Annotated in this window: 19 protein-coding genes and 1 tRNA gene; 6 read left to right on the plus strand and 14 right to left on the minus strand. The window is 73.8% G+C overall.

Annotation, left to right across the window (positions count from 1 at the left end):
* Position 1: 1 nt before the first annotated feature.
* From cbiQ to ACZ4SV_RS33290, 3 genes are all read left to right on the plus strand, one after another.
* Entirely contained in the window at positions 2 to 763 is a 762-nt protein-coding gene (gene cbiQ / locus ACZ4SV_RS33280; RefSeq protein ID WP_365875094.1) for a cobalt ECF transporter T component CbiQ, read from the plus strand.
* Positions 763 to 1,536, plus strand: coding sequence for an energy-coupling factor ABC transporter ATP-binding protein (locus ACZ4SV_RS33285; protein ID WP_468009534.1), 774 nt, complete (start codon positions 763 to 765; stop codon positions 1,534 to 1,536). Before cbiQ ends, ACZ4SV_RS33285 begins: the two co-directional genes overlap by 1 nt.
* 94 nt (positions 1,537 to 1,630) lie before the next feature.
* Complete coding sequence (locus ACZ4SV_RS33290; RefSeq protein WP_468009537.1) at positions 1,631 to 2,800, plus strand: serine hydrolase domain-containing protein; 1,170 nt, start codon at positions 1,631 to 1,633, stop codon at positions 2,798 to 2,800.
* A gap of 31 nt (positions 2,801 to 2,831) precedes the next feature.
* Here ACZ4SV_RS33290 and ACZ4SV_RS33295 read toward each other — a convergent pair whose 3' ends face one another.
* The 4 genes from ACZ4SV_RS33295 to ACZ4SV_RS33310 all read right to left on the minus strand — a co-directional run bounded on the left by ACZ4SV_RS33295 (position 2,832) and on the right by ACZ4SV_RS33310 (position 6,855).
* Positions 2,832 to 3,110 carry a DUF1876 domain-containing protein gene (locus ACZ4SV_RS33295; RefSeq protein ID WP_365875099.1) on the minus strand — a complete coding sequence of 93 codons (279 nt, stop codon included), beginning with the start codon at positions 3,108 to 3,110 and terminating at the stop codon, positions 2,832 to 2,834.
* Between the two features lie 130 nt (positions 3,111 to 3,240).
* On the minus strand, positions 3,241 to 3,756 hold the full coding sequence (locus tag ACZ4SV_RS33300; protein WP_468009543.1) for a YbaK/EbsC family protein: 516 nt from the start codon (positions 3,754 to 3,756) through the stop codon (positions 3,241 to 3,243).
* Between the two features lie 174 nt (positions 3,757 to 3,930).
* Complete coding sequence (locus ACZ4SV_RS33305) at positions 3,931 to 6,150, minus strand: MMPL family transporter (RefSeq protein WP_468009547.1); 2,220 nt, start codon at positions 6,148 to 6,150, stop codon at positions 3,931 to 3,933.
* 102 nt (positions 6,151 to 6,252) lie between these two features.
* Entirely contained in the window at positions 6,253 to 6,855 is a 603-nt protein-coding gene (locus ACZ4SV_RS33310) for a TetR/AcrR family transcriptional regulator (protein ID WP_365875105.1), read from the minus strand.
* A gap of 172 nt (positions 6,856 to 7,027) precedes the next feature.
* Here ACZ4SV_RS33310 and ACZ4SV_RS33315 point away from each other — a divergent pair, with 172 nt between their 5' ends.
* Positions 7,028 to 10,441, plus strand: a complete 3,414-nt coding sequence (locus tag ACZ4SV_RS33315; RefSeq protein WP_468009555.1) for a S41 family peptidase — start codon at positions 7,028 to 7,030, stop codon at positions 10,439 to 10,441.
* A gap of 110 nt (positions 10,442 to 10,551) precedes the next feature.
* Here ACZ4SV_RS33315 and ACZ4SV_RS33320 read toward each other — a convergent pair whose 3' ends face one another.
* The 4 genes from ACZ4SV_RS33320 to ACZ4SV_RS33335 form a co-directional block, all read right to left on the minus strand.
* A complete protein-coding gene (locus ACZ4SV_RS33320; RefSeq protein WP_365875109.1) occupies positions 10,552 to 10,752 on the minus strand; it encodes a hypothetical protein in 201 nt (66 codons plus the stop codon).
* 88 nt (positions 10,753 to 10,840) lie between these two features.
* Complete coding sequence (locus tag ACZ4SV_RS33325; RefSeq protein WP_468009561.1) at positions 10,841 to 11,725, minus strand: SDR family oxidoreductase; 885 nt, start codon at positions 11,723 to 11,725, stop codon at positions 10,841 to 10,843.
* Positions 11,722 to 12,657 carry an alpha/beta fold hydrolase gene (locus tag ACZ4SV_RS33330; protein WP_468009563.1) on the minus strand — a complete coding sequence of 312 codons (936 nt, stop codon included), beginning with the start codon at positions 12,655 to 12,657 and terminating at the stop codon, positions 11,722 to 11,724. The genes ACZ4SV_RS33325 and ACZ4SV_RS33330 overlap by 4 nt, the downstream gene beginning before the upstream one ends.
* Positions 12,654 to 14,174 (minus strand): flavin-containing monooxygenase, encoded by a 1,521-nt coding sequence (locus ACZ4SV_RS33335; protein WP_468009567.1) that lies wholly within the window; start codon positions 14,172 to 14,174, stop codon positions 12,654 to 12,656. Before ACZ4SV_RS33335 ends, ACZ4SV_RS33330 begins: the two co-directional genes overlap by 4 nt.
* 177 nt (positions 14,175 to 14,351) lie before the next feature.
* Between ACZ4SV_RS33335 and ACZ4SV_RS33340 the strand changes: the two genes are divergently transcribed.
* Positions 14,352 to 14,972: a MerR family transcriptional regulator gene (locus ACZ4SV_RS33340; RefSeq protein WP_468009669.1), complete on the plus strand. Its 621-nt coding sequence runs from the start codon at positions 14,352 to 14,354 to the stop codon at positions 14,970 to 14,972.
* A 4-nt stretch (positions 14,973 to 14,976) separates the two neighbouring features.
* Here the strand turns inward: ACZ4SV_RS33340 and ACZ4SV_RS33345 are convergent, their stop codons facing one another.
* On the minus strand, positions 14,977 to 15,780 hold the full coding sequence (locus ACZ4SV_RS33345; RefSeq protein WP_397937893.1) for an exodeoxyribonuclease III: 804 nt from the start codon (positions 15,778 to 15,780) through the stop codon (positions 14,977 to 14,979).
* 80 nt (positions 15,781 to 15,860) lie between these two features.
* Here ACZ4SV_RS33345 and ACZ4SV_RS33350 point away from each other — a divergent pair, with 80 nt between their 5' ends.
* On the plus strand, positions 15,861 to 16,337 hold the full coding sequence (locus ACZ4SV_RS33350) for a GNAT family N-acetyltransferase (protein ID WP_468009574.1): 477 nt from the start codon (positions 15,861 to 15,863) through the stop codon (positions 16,335 to 16,337).
* Between the two features lie 61 nt (positions 16,338 to 16,398).
* On the opposite strand, the gene ACZ4SV_RS33355 is transcribed toward ACZ4SV_RS33350, so the two are convergent.
* From ACZ4SV_RS33355 to moaC, 5 genes are all read right to left on the minus strand, one after another.
* Positions 16,399 to 16,472 (minus strand) — tRNA-Ala (locus tag ACZ4SV_RS33355).
* Between the two features lie 93 nt (positions 16,473 to 16,565).
* Positions 16,566 to 17,804 carry a divisome protein SepX/GlpR gene (sepX, locus tag ACZ4SV_RS33360; RefSeq protein ID WP_468009578.1) on the minus strand — a complete coding sequence of 413 codons (1,239 nt, stop codon included), beginning with the start codon at positions 17,802 to 17,804 and terminating at the stop codon, positions 16,566 to 16,568.
* Between the two features lie 117 nt (positions 17,805 to 17,921).
* Positions 17,922 to 18,530: a GNAT family N-acetyltransferase gene (locus tag ACZ4SV_RS33365; protein ID WP_468009582.1), complete on the minus strand. Its 609-nt coding sequence runs from the start codon at positions 18,528 to 18,530 to the stop codon at positions 17,922 to 17,924.
* 26 nt (positions 18,531 to 18,556) lie between these two features.
* The gene (locus ACZ4SV_RS33370; protein WP_468009586.1) at positions 18,557 to 19,057 is read right to left on the minus strand and encodes a MogA/MoaB family molybdenum cofactor biosynthesis protein; all 501 of its coding nucleotides are present in this window, start codon (positions 19,055 to 19,057) and stop codon (positions 18,557 to 18,559) included.
* A complete protein-coding gene (moaC, locus tag ACZ4SV_RS33375) occupies positions 19,054 to 19,533 on the minus strand; it encodes a cyclic pyranopterin monophosphate synthase MoaC (RefSeq protein WP_365875127.1) in 480 nt (159 codons plus the stop codon). The genes ACZ4SV_RS33370 and moaC overlap by 4 nt, the downstream gene beginning before the upstream one ends.
* Positions 19,534 to 19,580 lie beyond the last annotated feature (47 nt).

Here is a 19,580-nt window from a genome sequence, read left to right on the forward strand (position 1 = left end):
GGTGGGCGCCGGACACGCGCACAGGCTCTACCGGCACGGGCACTCGCCCGTGCACGGTCTGCCCCCGCACACCAAGCTGGCCGCGGCGTTCCTGTTCGTGGTGGTCGTCGTGTCGACACCGCGCGAGGCCATGGGGGCGTTCGCGGTGTACGCCGTGCTGCTCGCGGCCGTCGCCCGGCACGCGCGCGTGCCCGCCGGTTTCCTGCTGCGGCGGCTGCTGATCGAGGTGCCGTTCGTCGCGTTCGCCGTGCTCATGCCGTTCGTGGCGGAGGGCGAGCGGGTGCACGTGCTGGGGCTCTCGCTCAGCGTGAACGGCCTGTGGGGCGCCTGGAACGTGCTCGCCAAGGGCACGCTCGGCGTCGCCGCGTCGGTGCTGCTGGCCGCCACCACCGAGCTGCGGGAGCTGCTGCTCGGGCTCCAGCGGCTGAAGCTGCCGCCGCTGCTCGTGCAGATCGCGTCCTTCATGATCCGCTACGGCGACGTCATCACCGACGAGATGCGGCGGATGCGGATCGCCCGTGAGTCGCGCGGCTTCGAGGCGCGGGGCGTGCGGCACTGGGGCGTGCTCGCCAAGTCCGCCGGCGCGCTGTTCATCCGCTCCTACGAACGCGGGGAGCGGGTGCACCTGGCCATGGTGAGCCGGGGCTACGCCGGTGCCATGCCGGTCATCGACGAGGTGACCGCCTCCGGCGCCCAGTGGCGGCACGCCCTCGCCCTCCCCGGTGCCGCCCTCGTCGTCTGTCTGCTGGGATGGGTGCTGTGATGGACGCTGTGACAGCTTCTCTGGAGGTCTCCGGCCTCGCCTTCGCCTACCCCGACGGGCACCAGGCCCTGTTCGGTGTGGACTTCTCCCTCGCCCGCGGTGAACGGGTCGCCCTGCTCGGCCCGAACGGCGCCGGCAAGACGACCCTGGTGCTGCACCTGAACGGCATCCTGAGCGGCGGCACCGGCACGGTGACCGTGGCCGGGCTGCCGGTCGGCAAGCGGCACATGGCCGCGATCCGGCAGAAGGTCGGCATCGTCTTCCAGGACCCGGACGACCAGTTGTTCATGCCGACCGTGCGGGAGGACGTGGCGTTCGGGCCGGCCGCCGCCGGGGTCAGGGGCGCGGAGCTGGAGGAGCGGGTGCGCGGCGCGCTGGAGCGGGTCGGCATGCGGGACTTCGCCGACCGGCCGCCGCACCACCTGTCCTTCGGGCAGCGCCGGCGCGTCGCGGTGGCCACCGTGCTCGCCATGGAGCCGGAGATCCTGGTCCTGGACGAGCCGTCGTCCAACCTCGACCCGGCCTCCCGCCGCGAACTCGCCGATATCCTGCGCTCGCTGGACGTCACCGTCCTCATGGTCACGCACGACCTGCCGTACGCCCTGGAGCTGTGCCCGCGCGCGCTCGTCCTCAGCGACGGCGTGATCGTGGCGGACGGCCCGACCGGCACGCTGCTCTCCGACGAGGAGCTGATGCGGGCGCACCGGCTGGAGCTGCCGTTCGGCTTCGACCCGAAGTCCGTGCCCACGGGCGCGCGCGGCACGACGGCATAACGATTCCGCCAGGCCGCTCCCGCCGAGGAATCGCAGGCGTACGTCCGCTGTTGCACCCGCTGTCGCAGGCAAGGGAACGAGGGGACGGCGGACCGTGGACGTGAACGGCACTGTGGCCGAGGGCTTCGAGCCGGTCAGGGAGGCGTTCGCAGCGAACTTCACGCTGCTCGGCGAGCGCGGCGCGGCCGTCGCCGTCTACCGCGACGGGCACCGGGTCGTGGACCTGTGGGCCGGCGTCCGGGACATCGACGGGGCGGCCGGGGCGGCGCCCTGGGAGCGCGGCACCGCGCAGATCGTGCGCTCGGCGACCAAGGGGATCGCCGCCGCCGCGCTGCTGCTCCTGCACCAGCGCGGCGCCCTCGACCTGGACGCCCCGGCCGGCGTCTACTGGCCCGAGTTCAAGGCGGCCGGCAAGGAGCGCACGCGGGTACGGCACCTCCTCGCGCACCGCGCGGGCGTGCCCGTGCTGGACCGCCCGCTCACCCCGGCCGAGGCCGCCGACCCCGAACTCGGCGCCGCCGCGGTCGCCGCCCAGGCACCGGTGTGGGAGCCGGGCACCGACCACGGCTACCACGCCCACACCTACGGCTGGCTCACCGGCGAGCTGCTCCGCCGGGTCACCGGCCGCCCGGTGGGCGAGTGGGTGGCGGAGGAGATCGCCGGGCCGGCCGGCGCGGAGCTGTGGCTCGGTCTGCCGGAGGCGGAGCGCGGGCGGGCCGGCCGGGTCGGCCCGGCGGACGTGCCCGAGTCCGCGGGCGGTCTGCGGATACGGCCCAAGCGCGCGGTGGCCGAGGCCTACGCCGACCCGGACTCCCTCACCCGCCGCGCGTTCGCCGCGATCACCCCGGTGGCCGACGAGAACGACCCCGGCTACCGCGCCGCCGTCCTGCCCGCCTCCAACGGCATCGCCACGGCCGACGGGCTGGCCCGCTTCTACGCCGCGCTGATCGGCGAGGTGGACGGCGGCACCCGGCTGTTCACGCCCGAGACCATGGAGCTGGCGCGCGCCGAGCAGTCCGCCGGGCCGGACCGGGTGCTCGTGACCGGCACCCGCTTCGGCCTCGGCTACATGCTGCACGGCACCGCGTCGCCGCTGCTCGCGCCCGGCTCCTTCGGCCATCCCGGCCGCGGCGGCGCCCTCGGTTTCGCCGACCCGGAGCACGGCATCGCCTTCGGCTATGTGACCAACGGCTTCCGGCCGGGCGTGACCGCCGACCCGAGGGCGCAGGCGCTGGTACGGGCCGTCCGCGCGGCGCTCGCCTGACCCCGGGCGACACCGCGGGCGCCGGCGGGGCTCACACGTGGATCGGGTGCGAGGTCCGTCCGGACTCCGCGTCGATCTCCTCGTGGGCCTTGGTCAGCAGCCGCATGGCCAGTTCGTTCAGGGCGCGGGCGCCGGCGATCTCCTCGCCGACCCGGGGCTGGTTCGCGTCGACCTGGTGCCTGCTGGCCCGGCCGTGCGCCCGCACCTCGGTACCGTCGGGCAGGCGCACCAGGGCCGCCGCGCGCGTGTGCTGGTCGTCCTCCTCCCTGAACTCCAGCTCGACGTGCCATCCGACAGCGGTGTGCATCATGACGACCACCTCCGAGAATCCGTGCTTCCAGGGTGCGCCACGGCACCCGGACCGTCATGTCGGCGGGCCGCGTTCCGCGCGTGCACCGTCCGGGTCCCGGCCGTCACCGGCGCCGCCGCGGCGAGCGGGGTCAGGCGGTCCGCTCGCGCACGTGCACCGCTGTCGCGCCCGCGTGGACGAGGAGGTCCTGCGGCCCGATCGGGAAGACGGCGTGCGGGGTGCCGGCCGCCGCCCACACCACGTCGTGCGCGAGCAGCGAGCGGTCGGCGAGGACACGGGTGCGCGTGCGGTGCCCGAAGGGCGGTACGCCGCCGATGGCGTACCCCGTGGCCTCCCGGACCACCCGGGCGTCGGCCCTGCCGACCTCCCCGGCTCCCAGCTCCGCCCGCACCCGCTCCACATCCACGCGCCCGGCCCCGTCCATGAGCACCAGCACCGGCTCGTCGTCGGCGGCGAAGACCAGGGACTTGCAGATCTGGCTCAGCTCGCACCCGATCGCGGCGGCGGCCTCGGCGGCGGTCCGGGTCCCCTCCGGGAAGCGCCGGGTACGCGCGAGCACCTCCTCCAGACCGAGCGTCCGCAGCGCTTCGGCGAACCGGGGATGGGCCCCGGACCCTTCGGCATCGGTGGGGGTGGTCGTCGTCATGGGGGCACGGTACGGCACGGCCCGGACCGCGCTCACGCGGTTTTTTCCCCCGTGGCCGCCGGAGCGATTTACCTCGACCGGCACGCGGAAGGCCGGTGAGGGCGCGGTCCCGCCCCCGGGTCCCGCCCTCACCGGCCGTGTCCCGCAGGACGCGGGAGTGCCGGACGCGGTACGTCAGGCGCGTACCAGTTCCTTCTCACCGTCGGGGTCGGTGTTGCCGTGGCCGGCGGCGGTGCGCAGGCCCTCACCCTCGACGTCCACGTTGGGCAGCGCCCGGTCCAGCCACCGCGGCAGCCACCAGGCCCGCTTGCCGAGCAGCGCGAGGACCGCCGGGACGATGGCCATGCGGACCAGGAACGCGTCGAAGAAGACGGCGATGGCGAGGCCGAAGCCGATCATCTTGACCATGGACTCGCTGGAGCCGATGAAGCCGGAGAAGACGGCGATCATGATGACGGCGGCGGCGGTCACGACCCGCGCGCCGTGCCGGAAGCCGGTCACCACGGCCTGGCCGGGCGTCTCGCCGTGGACGTACGCCTCGCGCATCCGGGTCACGAGGAACACCTCGTAGTCCATCGCGAGACCGAAGACGACACCCACCATGAAGATCGGCATCATCGACATCACCGGGCCGGTCTGCTCGACGTTCATCAGGCCCGACAGCCAGCCCCACTGGAAGACCGCGACGACGGCGCCGAGCGCGGCGAGCACCGACAGCAGGAAGCCGAGGGCCGCCTTCAGCGGCACCAGCACCGAGCGGAAGACCACGATCAGCAGCAGGAACGCCAGGCCGACCACGAGCGCCAGATACGGCAGCAGGGCGTCGTTCAGCTTCTGCGAGACGTCGATGTTCATCGCCGTGGAGCCGGTGACCAGCACGGTGGCGTCGGTCTCCCGGGCGATGTCCGCGCCCTTGTCGCGGATGGCGTGCACCAGGTCCTCGGTGGTCGCCGAGGACGGCTTGGACCGCGGTACGACCGTGATGGTCGCGGTGTCGCCGGCCTTGTTGGGCGCGGCCGGGGTGACCGTGACGACGTCGTCCAAGCCCTTGATCCGGGCGCGGACCTCGGCGAAGGCGGCCTTGGGCGCGGAGCTGTCCTTGGCGTCGACGACGACCATCAGCGGGCCGTTGAACCCGGGTCCGAAGCCCTCGGAGAGCAGGTCGTAGGCGCGGCGCTGGGTGGTGGAGACGGGCTGCGAGCCGTCGTCGGGCAGGCCCAGCTCCAGAGAGGCGGCCGGGACCGCCGCCGCGCCGAGGCCGACCACGCCGAGCAGCAGGACGGCGACCGGGCGGCGGACGACGAAGCTGGCCCAGCGGGTGCCCATGTTCGGCCGGCCGGGCCGCTTGGGCGTCCGGCCGCCGCCGAGCAGCCTGCTCTTCTGGCCCGCCGGCTTGACCTTGCGGCCGGCGTAGCCGAGCAGCGCCGGGATCATCGTCAGGGCGATGAGGACGGCGATGGCGACGGTGCCCGCCGCGGCGACGCCCATCTTGGTCAGCATCGGGATGTTGACCACGGACAGGCCGACCAGGGCGATGACGACGGTGAGGCCGGCGAAGACCACCGCCGAGCCCGCCGTGCCGACGGCGCGTCCCGCGGCCTCCTCGCGCTCGCGGCCCTCGGCGAGTTCGGCGCGGTAGCGGGAGACGATGAACAGGGCGTAGTCGATGCCGACGGCGAGGCCGATCATCGTGGCCAGGGTGGAGGTGGTGGAGCCCAGGTCCAGGGCGCTGGCCAGCGCGGTGATCGAGGAGACGCCGATGCCGACGCCGATGATCGCGGTGAGCAGCGGCAGCCCGGCGGCCAGCAGGGAGCCGAAGGTGATGACGAGGACGACGGCGGCGATCGCGATGCCGATGATCTCGCTGGAGCCGGTCTCGGGCGTCGCGTTCAGCGCGTCACCGCCGACCTCGACGGTCAGCCCGGCGTCCCGCGCGTGCTGCGCGGCCTCCTTCAGGGCGTCCCGGGTGGAGTCCTGAAGCTCCATGCCGGAGACCTTGTACTTCACCGAGGCGTAGGCGACGGTGCCGTCCTTGCTGACGGCGTGCCCGGTGTAGGGGTCGGCGACGGAGGCGACCTCGGAGCCGTCGGCCAGCTCCTCGACGGTCTTCTCGACGGCCCGCTTGTGGCCGGCGTCGGTCATCTTCCCGCCGCCGGGGGCCTTGAAGACGACCCGGGCGGTGGCGCCGTCGGCGCTCATCCCGGGGAAGCGCGCCTCCAGCAGGTCGAAGGCCTTCTGGGCCTCGGTGCCGGGGATGGAGAAGGAGGTGTTGCCGGCGGCGGGCGCGGAGGCGGCGCCCACCCCGGCGAGGGTGAGCAGCGCGACCCATATCAGGGCGACGAAGTGCCGTCGCCGGAAGGCGAGCCGGCCGAGTTTGTAGAGGAACGTGGCCACGGAGGCGTACTCCCGGTCAGTCGTGGGTTCAGCTGGGCAGGGGTGATCAGCCCGACGACGTGAGCGGTGACGTCAGGTGGTGGGCTTGCCGGGGAAGGGCTGTCAGTCGGTGGGGGCGCCGAGGGCGGGGAGGACCACGGCGTCGATGTACGACAGGAGGAACGCCTGCGTCGGCGGCTGTTCGTCGATCAGGGTGCGGGCGGCGAAGGCGCCGATCAGCATGTGCATCACGAACCCGGTCGCCGGGTTGTCCGCACGGACCTCGCCCCGCTCGACCGCCCGCCGCAGCACCCGGCGGAACTCGCCCAGCTCCGGCTCGACGAGATGCTCCCGGAACGCCTGGAGCAGGTCCGGGTTGCCGTGCACCGCCATGGCCAGGGCCCGCATCAGCGCGGAGTTCTGCTCCATCTCGCAGTCGTCCGCGCGCAGGGTGAGGGCGTGCAGGTCACCCTTGAGCGACCCGGTGTCGATCTCCGCGGTCCGGCCGGGCTTGGTGTGCCGGACGGCTTTCGCCACCAGCTCGGCCTTGCCGCCCCACTGGCGGTAGAGCGTGGCCTTGCTGGACCGGGTGCGGGCGGCGACGGCGTCCATGGTCAGGGCGTCGTAGCCGACCTCCCGGAGCAGGTCGAGCACGGCCTCGTACAGCTCGGCCTCGCGCTCGGGCGTGATCCGGCTGCGGCGCGCGGCCGCGACGGCGTCGGTCATGCCCGTCACCTTCCCCCTCCGGAGGCTTCTTCCTCGTACACCTGAGAAGATACCCCGCCCCCTTTTCGAAACGAAACGGTTTCGTACGTGTGTTGGGTCACGAAGGTGAAGACGCCATAAAGCGGCGCGGCCGCCCGGCCACGAGTTGCTGGCGCCGGTCGACCGGAAAAGCATGGGGAGGGTGAGCTATCTGCGCTTCCCCCACCTCAGCGGCGACCTGTTGTGCTTCGTGGCCGAGGACGACCTGTGGCTGGCCCGCCTCGACGCCCCGGACCGCGCCTGGCGGCTCACCGCGGACCGCACCAAGGCGGGCCATCCCCGCTTCTCGCCGGACGGCCGCCGGATCGCCTACACGTCCTGGCGCAGCCTCGTCCCCGAGATCCACCTCGTCGACGTCGCGGGCGGCGGCCCGGCCCGCCGGCTGACGTACTGGGGCAGCGTCGACACCCAGGTGTGCGGCTGGACCCCGCCCGACGAGCAGGGCCACACCGACATCCTGGCGGTGGCCTCCCACGGCCAGCCCTTCTCCTACTTCACCTGGGCCTACAAGGTCCCGCCCGACGGCGACCCGGGCGGCCGGCTGCCCTGGGGCCCGGTCGCCGACATCCAGGTGGCCGATCTCGCCGGCGAGCACAAGACCCTGCTGCTCACCGGCACCCCGCCGCACGAACCGGCCTCCTGGAAGCGGTACCGCGGCGGCGCCACGGGCCGGCTGTGGCTGCACGGGCAGCGCCTCCTGCCGGACCTCGGCGGCCATCTGGCCTGCCCGGTGTTCGTCGCCGGCCGGATCGCCTTCCTCTCCGACCACGAAGGCGTCGGCAACCTCTACTCCTGCGCCCGCGACGGCACCGACCTGCGCCGCCACACCGACCACGACGCCTTCTACGCCCGGCACGCGGCCGGCGACGGCAGCCGGGTGGTGTACCAGTGCGGGGGCGACCTGTGGCTGGTGGACGACTTCTCCCCGGACGGCGAACCGCGCCGGCTGGACATCCGGCTCGCCGGGCCGCGCACCGGCCGCCGCCGCTACCAGGTGCCGGCCGCGCAGAACATCGACGGCGTCTCCGTGGACGAGACCGGCCGGGCCAGCGCGGTCGTCGTGCGCGGCAGCCTGTACTGGCTGACCCACCGGGACGGCCCGGCCCGGACGATCACCGACCCGCCCGGCGTACGGGTGCGGCTCCCGGAGATGCTGGGCTCCACCGGTCAGGTCGCCTACGTCACCGACGCGCCGGGCGCGGACGCGATCGAGATCGCCCACCTCCCGCGCGCCAGCGGCGACCGCGCGCCGCGCCGGCTGGCCTGCGGCGCCCTGGGCCGGGTCCTGGAGCTGGCCGCCGACCCGCTGGGCGAACGGCTGGCGGTCGCCTCGCACGACGGCCGCCTGCTGCTGATCGACGTGGGACAGGAGACGGCGGCGCAGGACGGACCGGACACCACCGCGAGCGCGGGCGACGACGCACAGGACGGACCGGACGCCACCGCGACCACGGGCGACGCGCAGGACGGACCGGAGGACACCGCGGCCGGTGCCGGTGCCGGGCCGCGGGAGTCCGCCGGGCCGAGCGGTGTGACCGAGCTGGTCCGTTCCGTGAACGGTCCCGTCCGCGACCTCGCCTTCTCCCCCGACGGCTGCTGGCTCACCTGGTCGCATCCCGGCATCGGCCGCTCCCTGCGCCAGATCAAGCTGGCCCGCATCACGGACGGGCTGACCGTGGACGTGACCAACGGCCGCTTCGAGGACGAGAACCCGGTGTTCACCCGCGACGGCCGCTACCTCGCCTTCCTCTCCTGGCGCGGCTTCGACCCGGTCTACGACGTGCACACCGGCGACCTGTCCTTCCCGCTCGGCTGCCGCCCGTACCTCGTCCCGCTCTCCTCGGCGACCCCGTCGCCCTTCGCCCTCAGCCCGGAGGGCCGTCCGGCCGCCGGCGGTCTCGATCCGCTGGAGGACGAGGAGAGCGGCGAGGCCGGCACGGTGACGGTCGAGGTGGAAGGGCTGGCGGACCGGGTCACGCCGTTCCCGGTCATCGCCTCCAAGTACTCCGCGCTGCACCCGGTCGCGGGCGGCGGCCTGGTCTGGCTGCGCTGGCCGATCTCCGGCGCGCTCGGCGAGACCTTCGTCAACCCGGCCGACGTCAGCGGCCGCCCGACGCTGGAGTACTTCCACATCAGCAAGGCGAAGAAGTCCGAACTGGTCGACCACCTGGACTGGTTCACGGTGAGCGGCGACGGCACCCGGCTGGTCGTGGTGGACGAGGGCGACCTGCGGGCGGTGCCGTCGACCGAGCCGGGCGACGGCGACACCACCGTCTGGATCGACGTACGCCGCATCCTGCACGAGGCCGACCCGCCCGCCGAGTGGCGGCAGGCGTACGACGAGGCGGGGCGCCTGATCCGCGCCTACTTCTGGGACCCGGGCATGTGCGGCATCGACTGGGAGGCGGTCCTCGCCCAGTACCGCCCGCTGGTCGAACGGGTCTCCTCGCCCGACGAGTTCGCCGATCTGCTGCGCGAGGTGCTCGGCGAACTCGGCACCTCCCACGCCTACGTCAGCGCCGCCCGCCGCAACGAGGGCCCGCCGCACTACCAGCGCCCGCAGGGCCTGCTCGGCGCCAACTTCGTGCGCCGGGACGGCCGCTGGGAAGTCAGGCGCATCCTGTCCGGCGACTCCTCCGACTCCCGGGCCCGGTCGCCGCTGGCCGGCACGGGCATCCGGGAGGGCGCCGTCCTCACCCACGTCGACGGCCGCCCGGTCGACCCGGTCGCCGGGCCGTACCCGCTGCTGGCCGGCTCGGGCGGCACCACCGTGGAGCTGACCTTCGTCTCCGCGGCGGGCGGCGCCGGGCGGCCCCGGCGGGTCGCCGTCGTCCCGCTCGTCGACGAACGGCCGCTGCGCTACCAGGACTGGGTGGCCAAACGCCGGCAGGTGGTCCGGGAGTTGAGCGACGGCACATGCGGCTATCTGCACATCCCCGACATGGGCGGGTCCGGCTGGGCCCAGTTCAACCGCGACCTGCGCATGGAGGTGTCCCGGCCCGCGCTCATCGTGGACGTGCGCGGCAACGCGGGCGGCCACATCAGCGAGCTCGTGATCGAGAAGCTGACGCGGACGATCCTCGGCTGGGACCTGACCCGGGACGCGCAGCCGGTGTCGTACGCCTCGAACGCGCCGCGCGGACCGGTGGTGGCCGTGGCCGACGAGGCGACCTCCTCCGACGGCGACATGATCACCGCCGCTTTCAAGCTGCTGTGCCTCGGCCCGGTGGTCGGCCAGCGCACCTGGGGCGGAGTCGTCGGCATGACCGGGCGGCACCGGCTCGGCGACGGCACGGTCATCACGGTCCCGATGAACGCGGCCTGGTTCGACGCCTACGGCTGGTCCGTGGAGAACCACGGCGTCACCCCCGACGTGGAGGTCCTGCGCACCCCGCTGGACTGGGCCGAGGGCCGCTACCCCGTGCTGGGCGAGGCGGTCCGGCGGGCCCTGGAACTGCTGGAGTCCCGTCCCGCGGCCGTCCCGCCGGACCACAGCGACGTACCCGACCGGACCCGGCCGAAGCTGCCGCCGCGGGCGACCGGATGAGCGGCCCGGCGGCGGTCGTGCCGCAGGGTGCCCTCCACGCGGGAGGGCACCCCGGACCGCTTCGGCCGTGAGCGGGCGCGTCAGCCCGCCTCAGCCCTCGTCAGCGCGCGTCAACCCTCGTAGTCCTGGTCGAAGCGGTCCCGCACCTGCTGCTCCGTGTCCTCGATGTCACGGTGGTTCTGGCCGCCGCGCTCGCGCTGCGGCTGGCCCGGACGGCCCTGCCGACCGCCCTGGCCGGCCTTGTCACGGGCCTGGTCCACCTTCTCCTTGGCCTGGCGGGACTTGTCCTGGAACTGGTCCTTCATACCCATGTGGGTTCACTCCCGTAGTGGGGGGGGAAGCGGCCCCTCGCTGGGGCCTCGACCAGATTCACACGGGCCAACACGCTGCGCATGTCGATCAGTTACGCTGCGTGGCGCGGGCCGCCTCGTCGGCCGCCCCGCCCGCGCCGACGAGCCCGGAGCGCATCCCCTGCAGCCGGGGCGCGAACCGCCGCATCTCGCGCTGGCCGACCGTCCCGATGAGCGCCGGCAGCGAGCCGCGCACGCCCTGCATGCCGCGCAGCCACCACTGCCCGTAGACGTGCGCCGAGCGCCGCTCGATCCCGGCGACGATCCGGTCCGCCGCGGGACCCAGCGGGTAGGTCTTGTTCGACGGCCAGGGCAGCCGCTGCCGCAACTCCCGCATCACGTCGTCCTGGTCGGCGCCGCGCACCATGTCGGTGTCGGTCCAGGACAGATAGGCGACGCCGACGCGCACGCCCTGGTAGCCGACCTCGGCCCGCAGGCTGTGCGCGTACGCCTCCACGCCCGACTTGGAGGCGCAGTACGCCGTCATCATCGGCGCGGGCGTGAGCGCGGCGAGCGAGGCGACCTGGAGCAGATAGCCCCGGCTCTCCACGAGCACCGGCAGGAACGCGCGCGCGGTCACCGCCGAGCCGATCAGGTTGACCTCGATCACGCGCCGCCAGGCCACCGGGTCGGAGTCCGCGAACGGACCGCCCGTCGCCACCCCGGCGTTGGCGACCACGATGTCGACCTTCCCGAAGCGTTCCTTCACCTCCCGCGCGACCCGGCTCATGGTCTCGTGGTCGGTGACGTCGGCGTACCAGTGGGCGCTGTCGCTGTGCAGCCGCCCGGAGACCTCCTTGAGCGCCTCCTCCTCCAGTCCGACCAGCGCGACCTTGGCCCCGCGTACGGACAGCTTGCGCGCCAGCAGTTCGCCGACGCCGCGCGCCGCTCCCGTGACGACCGCGACCTGCCCTTCGAGGCTGACCCTGCTCATGCGCTCTCCTTCATCCGCACGGGGCCGGCCCCCGTGACGTACGTGCCGACGAGTTCACGGATGCGGCCGGTCACCGGCTCCGGCGCCTCGATGGGGGTCATGTGGCCGATGCCGGGCAGTTCGGTGACGCCGGCGCAGTGCGGCAGCGCGGCGGCCAGCGCGCGGGCGTGCACGGGTGGCGTGAGCCGGTCGGACGCGCCGTGCAGCACCGCGGTGGGCACGCCCAACCGCCGTACGCCGTCGTCGAGATCGAGCGTGTCCAGGACGACCGACCAGGCGTGGCGCACCGCGCGCGGACAGGCGTGCACGATCCGCGCGCACGCCTCCACCCGGTGCGGGGCGGAACCGGCGCCCATGGTGGCGTACTTGAGGATGCTCTTGGCCACCGGTGTGACGGGCCCGAGCGGGGCGCGCGAGCCGAGCACGCGAGCGGTGATCCAGTTGCGCACGCGCCCGGCGCGCAGCGGCACCACGCGTGCCTCGGCGACCAGCCGTGAACTGCCCGTGCTGCACAGCAGGACGGCGGCGGCGTGCTCCCGGAAGCGGGGGCGCCCGGCGGCGGCCATGACCGTCATGCCGCCCATGGAGTGGCCGGCTATCAGCGCCTTCTCGCCGGGTGCGAGCGTCTCGGCGAGCACCGCTTCGAGATCGTCCGCCAGCGCCCGGGTCGTGCACGCGGGGCTCGCGGGACTGCGCCCGTGCCCCCTCTGGTCGTAGGCGATCACCCGGTGGTCGGCCGCCAGGTCCCGTATCTGGGCCGCCCAGAACGCCGTGGAGCAGGTCCAGCCGTGGGAGAGGACGACGGCGGGCGCGCCCTCGGGGCCGTGCACCTCGACGTGCAGCCGGGCGCCGTCGGCGGAGACGGCGGTGAGGGTGCGGTCGGGAACGGGCGGGGTCCAGGCGCCGGTGCGGACGGAGCGGGACCGGCTCATGCGGTGGCCCGCCCCGGCTCGCCGGCCGCCGCGGTCCGCCGTGCCGCCGGCCCGCGGACGACCTCGTACTCCGCGAGGTCCACCCGCCGGGTGGCGCGCCGGAACTCGGTCGTCGTACCGGGCCAGATGGTGGTGTTGCGGCCGCTCGGGTCCAGGTACCAGCTGGTGCAGCCGCCGGTGTTCCACACGGTGCGCTTCATCCGCTCCTGGACCCGGTCGTTCCAGGAGTCCACGGCGCCGGGCCGGGCGTCGAGGGCGGCCCGGCCGCCGAGGACGCGGAGCTGGCGCAGATAGTCGGCCAGGTAGTTCAGCTGGGACTCGATCATGAGGATCATGGAGGAGTTCCCGAGGCCGGTGTTGGGCCCGATGATGGTCAGGAAGTTCGGGAAGCCGGCCGCCGAGGCGCCGCGCAGCGCCCGCATGCCGTCCTTCCAGGACTCCGCGAGCGTGACGCCCTCCGCGCCGACCACGCGCTCGGCGATCGGCATGTCCGTGACGTGGAAGCCGGTGCCGAAGACGATCACGTCGGCCTCGGCCTCGGTGCCGTCGGCCGCCACCAGCGTCGAGCCGCGGACCTCGCCGAGGCCGCTCGCGACGACGTCCACGTTGGGCCGGGCCAGCGCCGGGTAGTACGCGTTGGACAGCAGGATCCGCTTGCAGCCGATGCGGTAGTCCGGGGTCAGTTTGGCGCGCAGCGCCGGGTCCTTGACGGCGCGGGCCATGTTCCGCCGGGCGAGCTGTTCGACGAGGCCGAGTTCCTCCGGGTGCTTGGTGAACGCCTGCACCTGGAGTTCCCGCAGGCCCCACAGCAGTCCGCGCCGGGCCTGGGCGGTGACGGGCAGCCGCCGGTGCAGCCAGCGCTCGGCGCCGCTGATGGCGCGGTCCACGCGGGGCATCACCCACGGCGGGGTGCGCTGGAAGAGGGTGAGCCGGCCGGCCTGGGGCTGGATGGCGGGCACGATCTGGATCGCGGAGGCGCCGGTGCCGACCATGGCGACCCGCTTGCCGCGCAGGTCGTAGTCGTGGTCCCAGCGGGCGGAGTGGAACACCTTGCCCGGGAAGGACTCCAGGCCCGGGATGCCGGGGATCTTCGGGTCGGACAGCGGTCCGGTGGCGGAGACGACGACGTCGGCGCGCAGGGTGCCGCGGGTGGTCTCGATGGTCCACCACAGGTTGTCGGTGTCCCAGGTCATCAGCGTGACCTCGGAGTCGAGGCGGAGGTGCGGGCGCAGTCCGAACAGGTCGGTGACGTGCTCCAGGTAGGCACGGATGTGCCGCTGCCCGGAGAAGGTGCGCGGCCAGTCCGGGTTGGGCGCGAAGGAGAAGGAGTACAGGTGCGAGGGCACGTCGCAGGCGCACCCGGGGTAACTGTTGTCCCGCCAGGTGCCGCCGACGCTGCCCGCCCGCTCCAGGACGACGAAGTCGGTGACTCCCTCGCGGCGCAGCCGCACGGCGGCCCCCAGCCCGCCGAACCCGGACCCGATCACCGCCACCCGTACATGCTCGTGCTCGGCCATCCCGAAGCCTCCACGCATCACCTAGGAACTCTGCCAGTGAACACTGGCGCAATGGGACTGTAGAGCAGCTACCTACCGAGCGGTAGGGGTCGGGAGAAGGAAGTTACCGGCGGTACACCATAGGCTGCGGGCGTGGCACAGGACGCAGAGCACAGCGACGGCACGCGCGAGTACCGCATGGAGGAACTGGCCCGGCTGGCCGGCATCACCGTGCGCACCCTGCGCTTCTACCGCGAGCGGGGGCTGCTGCCGGCACCCCGCCGGGAGGGCCGCATCGCCTGGTACGACGACCACCACCTGGCCCGGCTGCGCACCATCGCGGCCCTGCTGGAACGCGGCCACACCCTGAACGGCATAGCCGAACTGGCCGAGGCGCTCGACCAGGGCCGCGACGTCGCCGACCTGCTCGGCGTCGGCACGCCCACCGAGGAGGAGCCGGTCCGCCTCACGCCCGAGGAACTCGCCGCCCGCTTCGAGGGCGAGGTGACCCCGGAGAACCTGGCCGCCGCCATGGAGCTGGGCTACCTCGGCACCGACGGCGACGAGATCGTCCACATCAGCCGGCGCCTGCTGGACGTCTCCTCGGCGCTGGTGCGCGAGGGCATCCCGCTCGCGGAGGTGCTGACGGCCGCCGCCCGGGTGCGCGCGCACGCCGAGGCCCTGGCCGGCCTGTTCGCCGACGTGATCCTGCGGCACGGGCCCGAGGAGGACCTGCGGCGCCTGCGTCCACTGGCCCGCAGCGTCGTGGAGGCGGAGCTGTCGCTGGCGCTGGACCGCGTCCTGGACAAGCGGGACTGAGCGCTCAGAGGTCGTAGACGACGGTCACCGGCGCGTGGTCCGACCAGCGCTCGGCGTGGGTGGCCGCGCGCTCCACGAAGCCCTTGACCGCCCGGCCGGCGAGCCCGGGCGTGGCCATGTGGTAGTCGATGCGCCAGCCGGAGTCGTTGTCGAACGCCCGCCCGCGGTACGACCACCAGGTGTAGGGCCCTTCGGCGTCCGGGTGCAGGGCGCGCACGACGTCGACGTACCCGCCCTCCTCCGCGGCGAGGACCCGGCCGAGCCAGTCGCGCTCCTCCGGCAGGAAACCGGCCTTCTTCGCGTTGCCGCGCCAGTTCTTCAGGTCGGCCTCGCGGTGGGCGATGTTCCAGTCGCCGCAGACGAGGACCTCGCGCCCGTCGGCGGCGGCGCGTGCGCGCAGCTCCTTCAGGTGGGCGAGGAACGCGTCCATGAAGCGGACCTTCTCGTCCTGGCGCTCCGTGCCGACCTCACCGGAGGGCAGATAGAGCGAGGCGACGGTCAGGCCGGGCAGTTCGGCCTCGGCGTACCGGCCGCTGCCGTCGAACTCGGCCGAGCCGAAGCCGGTCCGGACCCGGTCGGGCTCGCGCCGGGTGTAGAGGGAGACGCCCGCGCGGCCCTTGGCGGCGGCCGGGGCGTGCAGCACGTGCCAGCCCTCGGGCCGGCGGACCTCCTCGGGAAGCTGGTGCGGCTCGGCGCGCACCTCCTGGAGGCAGACGACGTCCGCGTCCGTCCCGGCCAGCCACTCCACGAAGCCCTTCTTCGCGGCGGCTCGCAGCCCGTTCACGTTCACCGAGGTCACAGTCAGCACGCGGGCACGATACCGGCACACTGGACCAGGTCCGAAAAACCCGGGACCACCGCCGACTGCATAGAAGTACGATACTCAGTATGAATATTCGCCGTGTCCCCTTCGACCACCCCGACGCCGTGAAGCTCAACGACGAGGTCCAGGCCGAATACCACCAGCGCTACGGCGACGGGGGCGACGCCACGGTCCTGGAGCCCGCCGACTTCGACCCGCCCCGGGGCGTGTACCTGATCGCCTACGACGAGCTGGGCCGCCCGGTGGCGACCGGCGGCTGGCGCAGCCAGGACCGCAACCCGGAGGGCAACGAGGACGGCGACGCGGAACTCAAGCGCATGTTCGTCATCGCGGAGATGCGCGGCCTGGGCCTGGCCCGCCGGATGCTCGCGGCGCTGGAGGAGGACGCCCGCGCGGCCGGCCGCGTCCGCATGGTCCTGGAGACGGGCACCAAGCAGCCGGAGGCCGTCGCCCTGTACACCTCCAGCGGCTACGAGCCGTGCGCGAAGTTCGGCTACTACCGCCACCACGAGGAGAGCCTCTGCTACGCCAAGCGGCTCTGAGCCGCCCCGGAAACGACGAAGATCCCGCCGGTCTGACGACCGACGGGATCTCATCGTGCAGTGGACCTGAGGGGATTCGAACCCCTGGCCCCCTCGATGCGAACGAGGTGCGCTACCGGACTGCGCCACAGGCCCTTGCAACGAGTGAAACTCTAGCATCCCGATCCGGGTGCTCGGAAATCCGCTCCCTGACTGGTCAGGGCCCCGATGCCCGGGGAGTGACCAGGGTCACTCGTTGGCCGCGCGGGGCCGCTCGCCGTCCTCGTACTGGTCGAACAGCGGCGTGCGTCCGCGCTCGCGCGTCCGGCGTGCCGAGGCCGCGCCGGGGCCGCCGCGCGAGCGGGAGCGGGCGTGCGGGACGCCGTCGGCCCGGCCGTCCGCCGGCTCCTGCCCGGGCCGCCCGCCCGGCGCGCCGTCCGGCGCCCGGGCCGCGTCCTGCTCCGGCACGACCGTGCTGGACCGGGCCGAACTCCAGGTGTCGGGCGCCCCGAGGTCCACGCCGGAGGCGGCGCGCGGGGCGACGGGCGCGGTGACGTACGTCGGCAGCGGCACCGGCACCGGGTCCCAGCTCTCGCCTTGCCCGGGCCGGCGCTGCCGCTCGCGCTGCTGGTCGACCCACTCGGCGTGGTCGGTCTGCTCGACGAGGGCACGCCGGTCGGCGGCGAGCGCGGACAGCCCGGTCTCGGTGCCGGTGTCCTGGCTCTCCTGCGGCGCCTGCCCGTCCATGCCCTCCTCCAGCGGCGGGCGCCGGCGCGGCTGGCGTTCCCGCAGGCGCTGGGCGGCGGCCTCGGCGCGCCGGCGGTCCATCTGGTAGGCGAAGCGGCGGCGTTCCTGCGCGCGCAGGTAGGCGATGTAGGTGCTGAGCAGCACGGCCGGGGCGGCGGGCGCCCACAGGAAAGCGAGTCCGCCGACGGCGGCGATGACCGTGCCGAACGTGAAGGCGAGGAAGAGCATCACGGTGGTGCGCCGCCGGCGTGCGAGCACCTTCGAGCGCTGGGCGCGGGCCGCGGCCGTCTGCGCCGAGAGCGCCTGCCGTGCCGCCGCTTCCCGGTCCCGCTGCTGCGCGGGTACGGCGACGGACGCGGGCTCCGGTTCGGCGGCCGCCCGGGGTTCCGGCGCGGCGGTCTGCTCGGGCGCCGGTCCGGGGCTGCCGGACGGCTCGGGCTCGGCCTCCGGGGAGGGCTGACGGCGCGTCGGAGGCATGGCGAAGGCCCGGACGTCCACCGAATCGGTGACGGCGTCCGGATCGACGGCGTCCGGCTCCCCCTCCTGGGCGGAGCGCGCCCGCAGGTCCCTGGCGTACCGGCGCTCCATGCCCGCCCGTCCGGAAAGCAGCCGGATGGCGGTGCTGAAGCGTTCCGTCGGACGGGCCTCGTTCAGCTCGTCCTGCCTACGGAGCCACATCGGCACCAAGTAGGCGGCCCAGGCCCCGACAATGACTGCGTAGATGAGGCCGCTGCTGCTCACGCCTCACACGGTAGAGGGGTTTGCGTGAGGCCATCCGCCAATTGGGCCGGTGTGTCGCACGATCCGGCTCATATTTCCAGCATTTTTGCGACCGAGGAATTCGAACGTATTTTCAATTCACTGGCTCTCGGTGCGCTGGGCGCCCTGGGAGCGGTTCCGGCGCCAGCGCGCGAGCAGCCCGTCGGGCACCTCTTCCGCGGTGAGCGCGTAGACGAGATGGTCGCGCCAGGCGCCGTCGATGTGCAGATAGCGCGGGCGCAGCCCCTCCTCGCGGAACCCGAGTTTCTCCACCACGCGCCGGCTCGGCCGGTTCTCGGGGCGAATGCAGACCTCGACGCGGTGCAGACCGACCGTGCCGAAACAGTGGTCCACCACGAGCGCGACCGCCGTCGGCATCACTCCGCGCCCGGCCACCGCCTCGTCCACCCAGTAGCCGACGTGCCCGGAGCACATCGAGCCCCAGGTGATCCCGGCGACCGTGAGCTGCCCGACCAGCCGCCCCTGGTATTCGATGACGAACGGCAGCATCCGGCCCGCGCCGGCCTCGGAGCGCAGGTGCCGGACCATCTGGCGGTAGGTCGGCCGGTGCGCGACCGGTCCGCTCGGCGTGGGCGGCGGGATCGTCGCCTCCCACGGGCGCAGCCAGTCGCGGTTGCGCCGGTTCACCTCGCGCCAGACCCGCTGGTCGCGCAGCTTTATCGGCCGGAGGACGACATCGCCGTCCACCAGCTCGACGGGCCAGGAAGGGCTGTTCAGCTCGCACCCCCGCTGCCCGGTCCGGGGTGGTCGCCGCCGCGGAGCTGGTCGACGGCGTGCACCAGCAGCGGCTCCAGCACGGCGAGACCGTCCCGCACCCCGCCGGTCGACCCGGGCAGGTTGACGATCAGCGTCCGTCCGGCCACGCCCGCCAGGCCCCGGGAGAGTGCCGCGGCCGGCACCTTCTCCCGCCCGTGGGCGCGGATGGCCTCCGCGATGCCCGGCACCTCGTGGTCGATCACCGCGCGGGTCGCCTCCGGGGTGCGGTCGGTGGGCGACAGGCCGGTGCCCCCGGTGGTGACGACGACGTCGTAGCCGGCCGCCACGCCCTCGCGCAGGGCCGCCTCCACGGGAGCGCCGTCGGGGACCACGCGGGGGCCGTCCACGGCGAACCCGAGGCCGGCGAGGGCGTCGGCGATCAGCGGGCCGCCCCGGTCCGCGTACACGCCCGCCGAGGCCCTGTTGGAGGCCGTGACCACCAGAGCGCGACGGGTCATGCCCGGCTCCAGTCGCCCGACGCGCCGCCCGTCTTCTCCTCCACCCGTACGTCCGTGATGACCGCTCCCTTGTCGACCGCCTTGACCATGTCGATCACGGTGAGCGCGGCGACCGTCACCGCGGTGAGGGCCTCCATCTCCACGCCCGTGCGGTCCGTGGTCTTCACGGTGGCCAGGATCTCCACGGCGTCGTCCGCGACCGACACATCCAGTTTCACACCGGACACCGACAGCGGGTGGCACAAGGGGATCAGCTCCGGGGTCCGCTTGGCTCCCATGATCCCGGCGATGCGCGCGGTCGCGAGGGCGTCGCCCTTGGGCACCCCCTCGCCGCGCAGCAGCTCGACCACGCGCGGTGAGACGAGGACCCGGCCGCTGGCACGGGCGGTGCGCGCGGTCACGTCCTTCCCGGATACGTCGACCATGCGGGCCGCGCCCGCCTCGTCGATGTGCGTCAGTCGGTCGTGCGTACTCATGGCTGCGGCGCTCCCGGTCCGGGCCCGGCGCGGTGCGCGGCGCGGGC

The organism is Streptomyces sp. NPDC027672, assembly GCF_055566335.1.

Excerpts from the sequence above, each read along its gene's own strand:
- ACZ4SV_RS33330 (WP_468009563.1), bottom strand. The coding sequence starts at position 12,657 with ATGAGCCGGTCCCGCTCCGTCCGCACCGGCGCCTGGACCCCGCCCGTT.
- ACZ4SV_RS33315 (WP_468009555.1), top strand. The coding sequence starts at position 7,028 with ATGGGGAGGGTGAGCTATCTGCGCTTCCCCCACCTCAGCGGCGACCTG.
- ACZ4SV_RS33295 (WP_365875099.1), bottom strand. The coding sequence starts at position 3,110 with ATGATGCACACCGCTGTCGGATGGCACGTCGAGCTGGAGTTCAGGGAG.
- ACZ4SV_RS33300 (WP_468009543.1), bottom strand. The coding sequence starts at position 3,756 with ATGACGACGACCACCCCCACCGATGCCGAAGGGTCCGGGGCCCATCCC.
- ACZ4SV_RS33370 (WP_468009586.1), bottom strand. The coding sequence starts at position 19,057 with ATGACCCGTCGCGCTCTGGTGGTCACGGCCTCCAACAGGGCCTCGGCG.
- ACZ4SV_RS33325 (WP_468009561.1), bottom strand. The coding sequence starts at position 11,725 with ATGAGCAGGGTCAGCCTCGAAGGGCAGGTCGCGGTCGTCACGGGAGCG.
- ACZ4SV_RS33335 (WP_468009567.1), bottom strand. The coding sequence starts at position 14,174 with ATGGCCGAGCACGAGCATGTACGGGTGGCGGTGATCGGGTCCGGGTTC.
- ACZ4SV_RS33310 (WP_365875105.1), bottom strand. The coding sequence starts at position 6,855 with ATGACCGACGCCGTCGCGGCCGCGCGCCGCAGCCGGATCACGCCCGAG.
- ACZ4SV_RS33350 (WP_468009574.1), top strand. The coding sequence starts at position 15,861 with ATGAATATTCGCCGTGTCCCCTTCGACCACCCCGACGCCGTGAAGCTC.
- moaC (WP_365875127.1), bottom strand. The coding sequence starts at position 19,533 with ATGAGTACGCACGACCGACTGACGCACATCGACGAGGCGGGCGCGGCC.
- ACZ4SV_RS33285 (WP_468009534.1), top strand. The coding sequence starts at position 763 with ATGGACGCTGTGACAGCTTCTCTGGAGGTCTCCGGCCTCGCCTTCGCC.
- ACZ4SV_RS33340 (WP_468009669.1), top strand. The coding sequence starts at position 14,352 with ATGGAGGAACTGGCCCGGCTGGCCGGCATCACCGTGCGCACCCTGCGC.
- ACZ4SV_RS33320 (WP_365875109.1), bottom strand. The coding sequence starts at position 10,752 with ATGGGTATGAAGGACCAGTTCCAGGACAAGTCCCGCCAGGCCAAGGAG.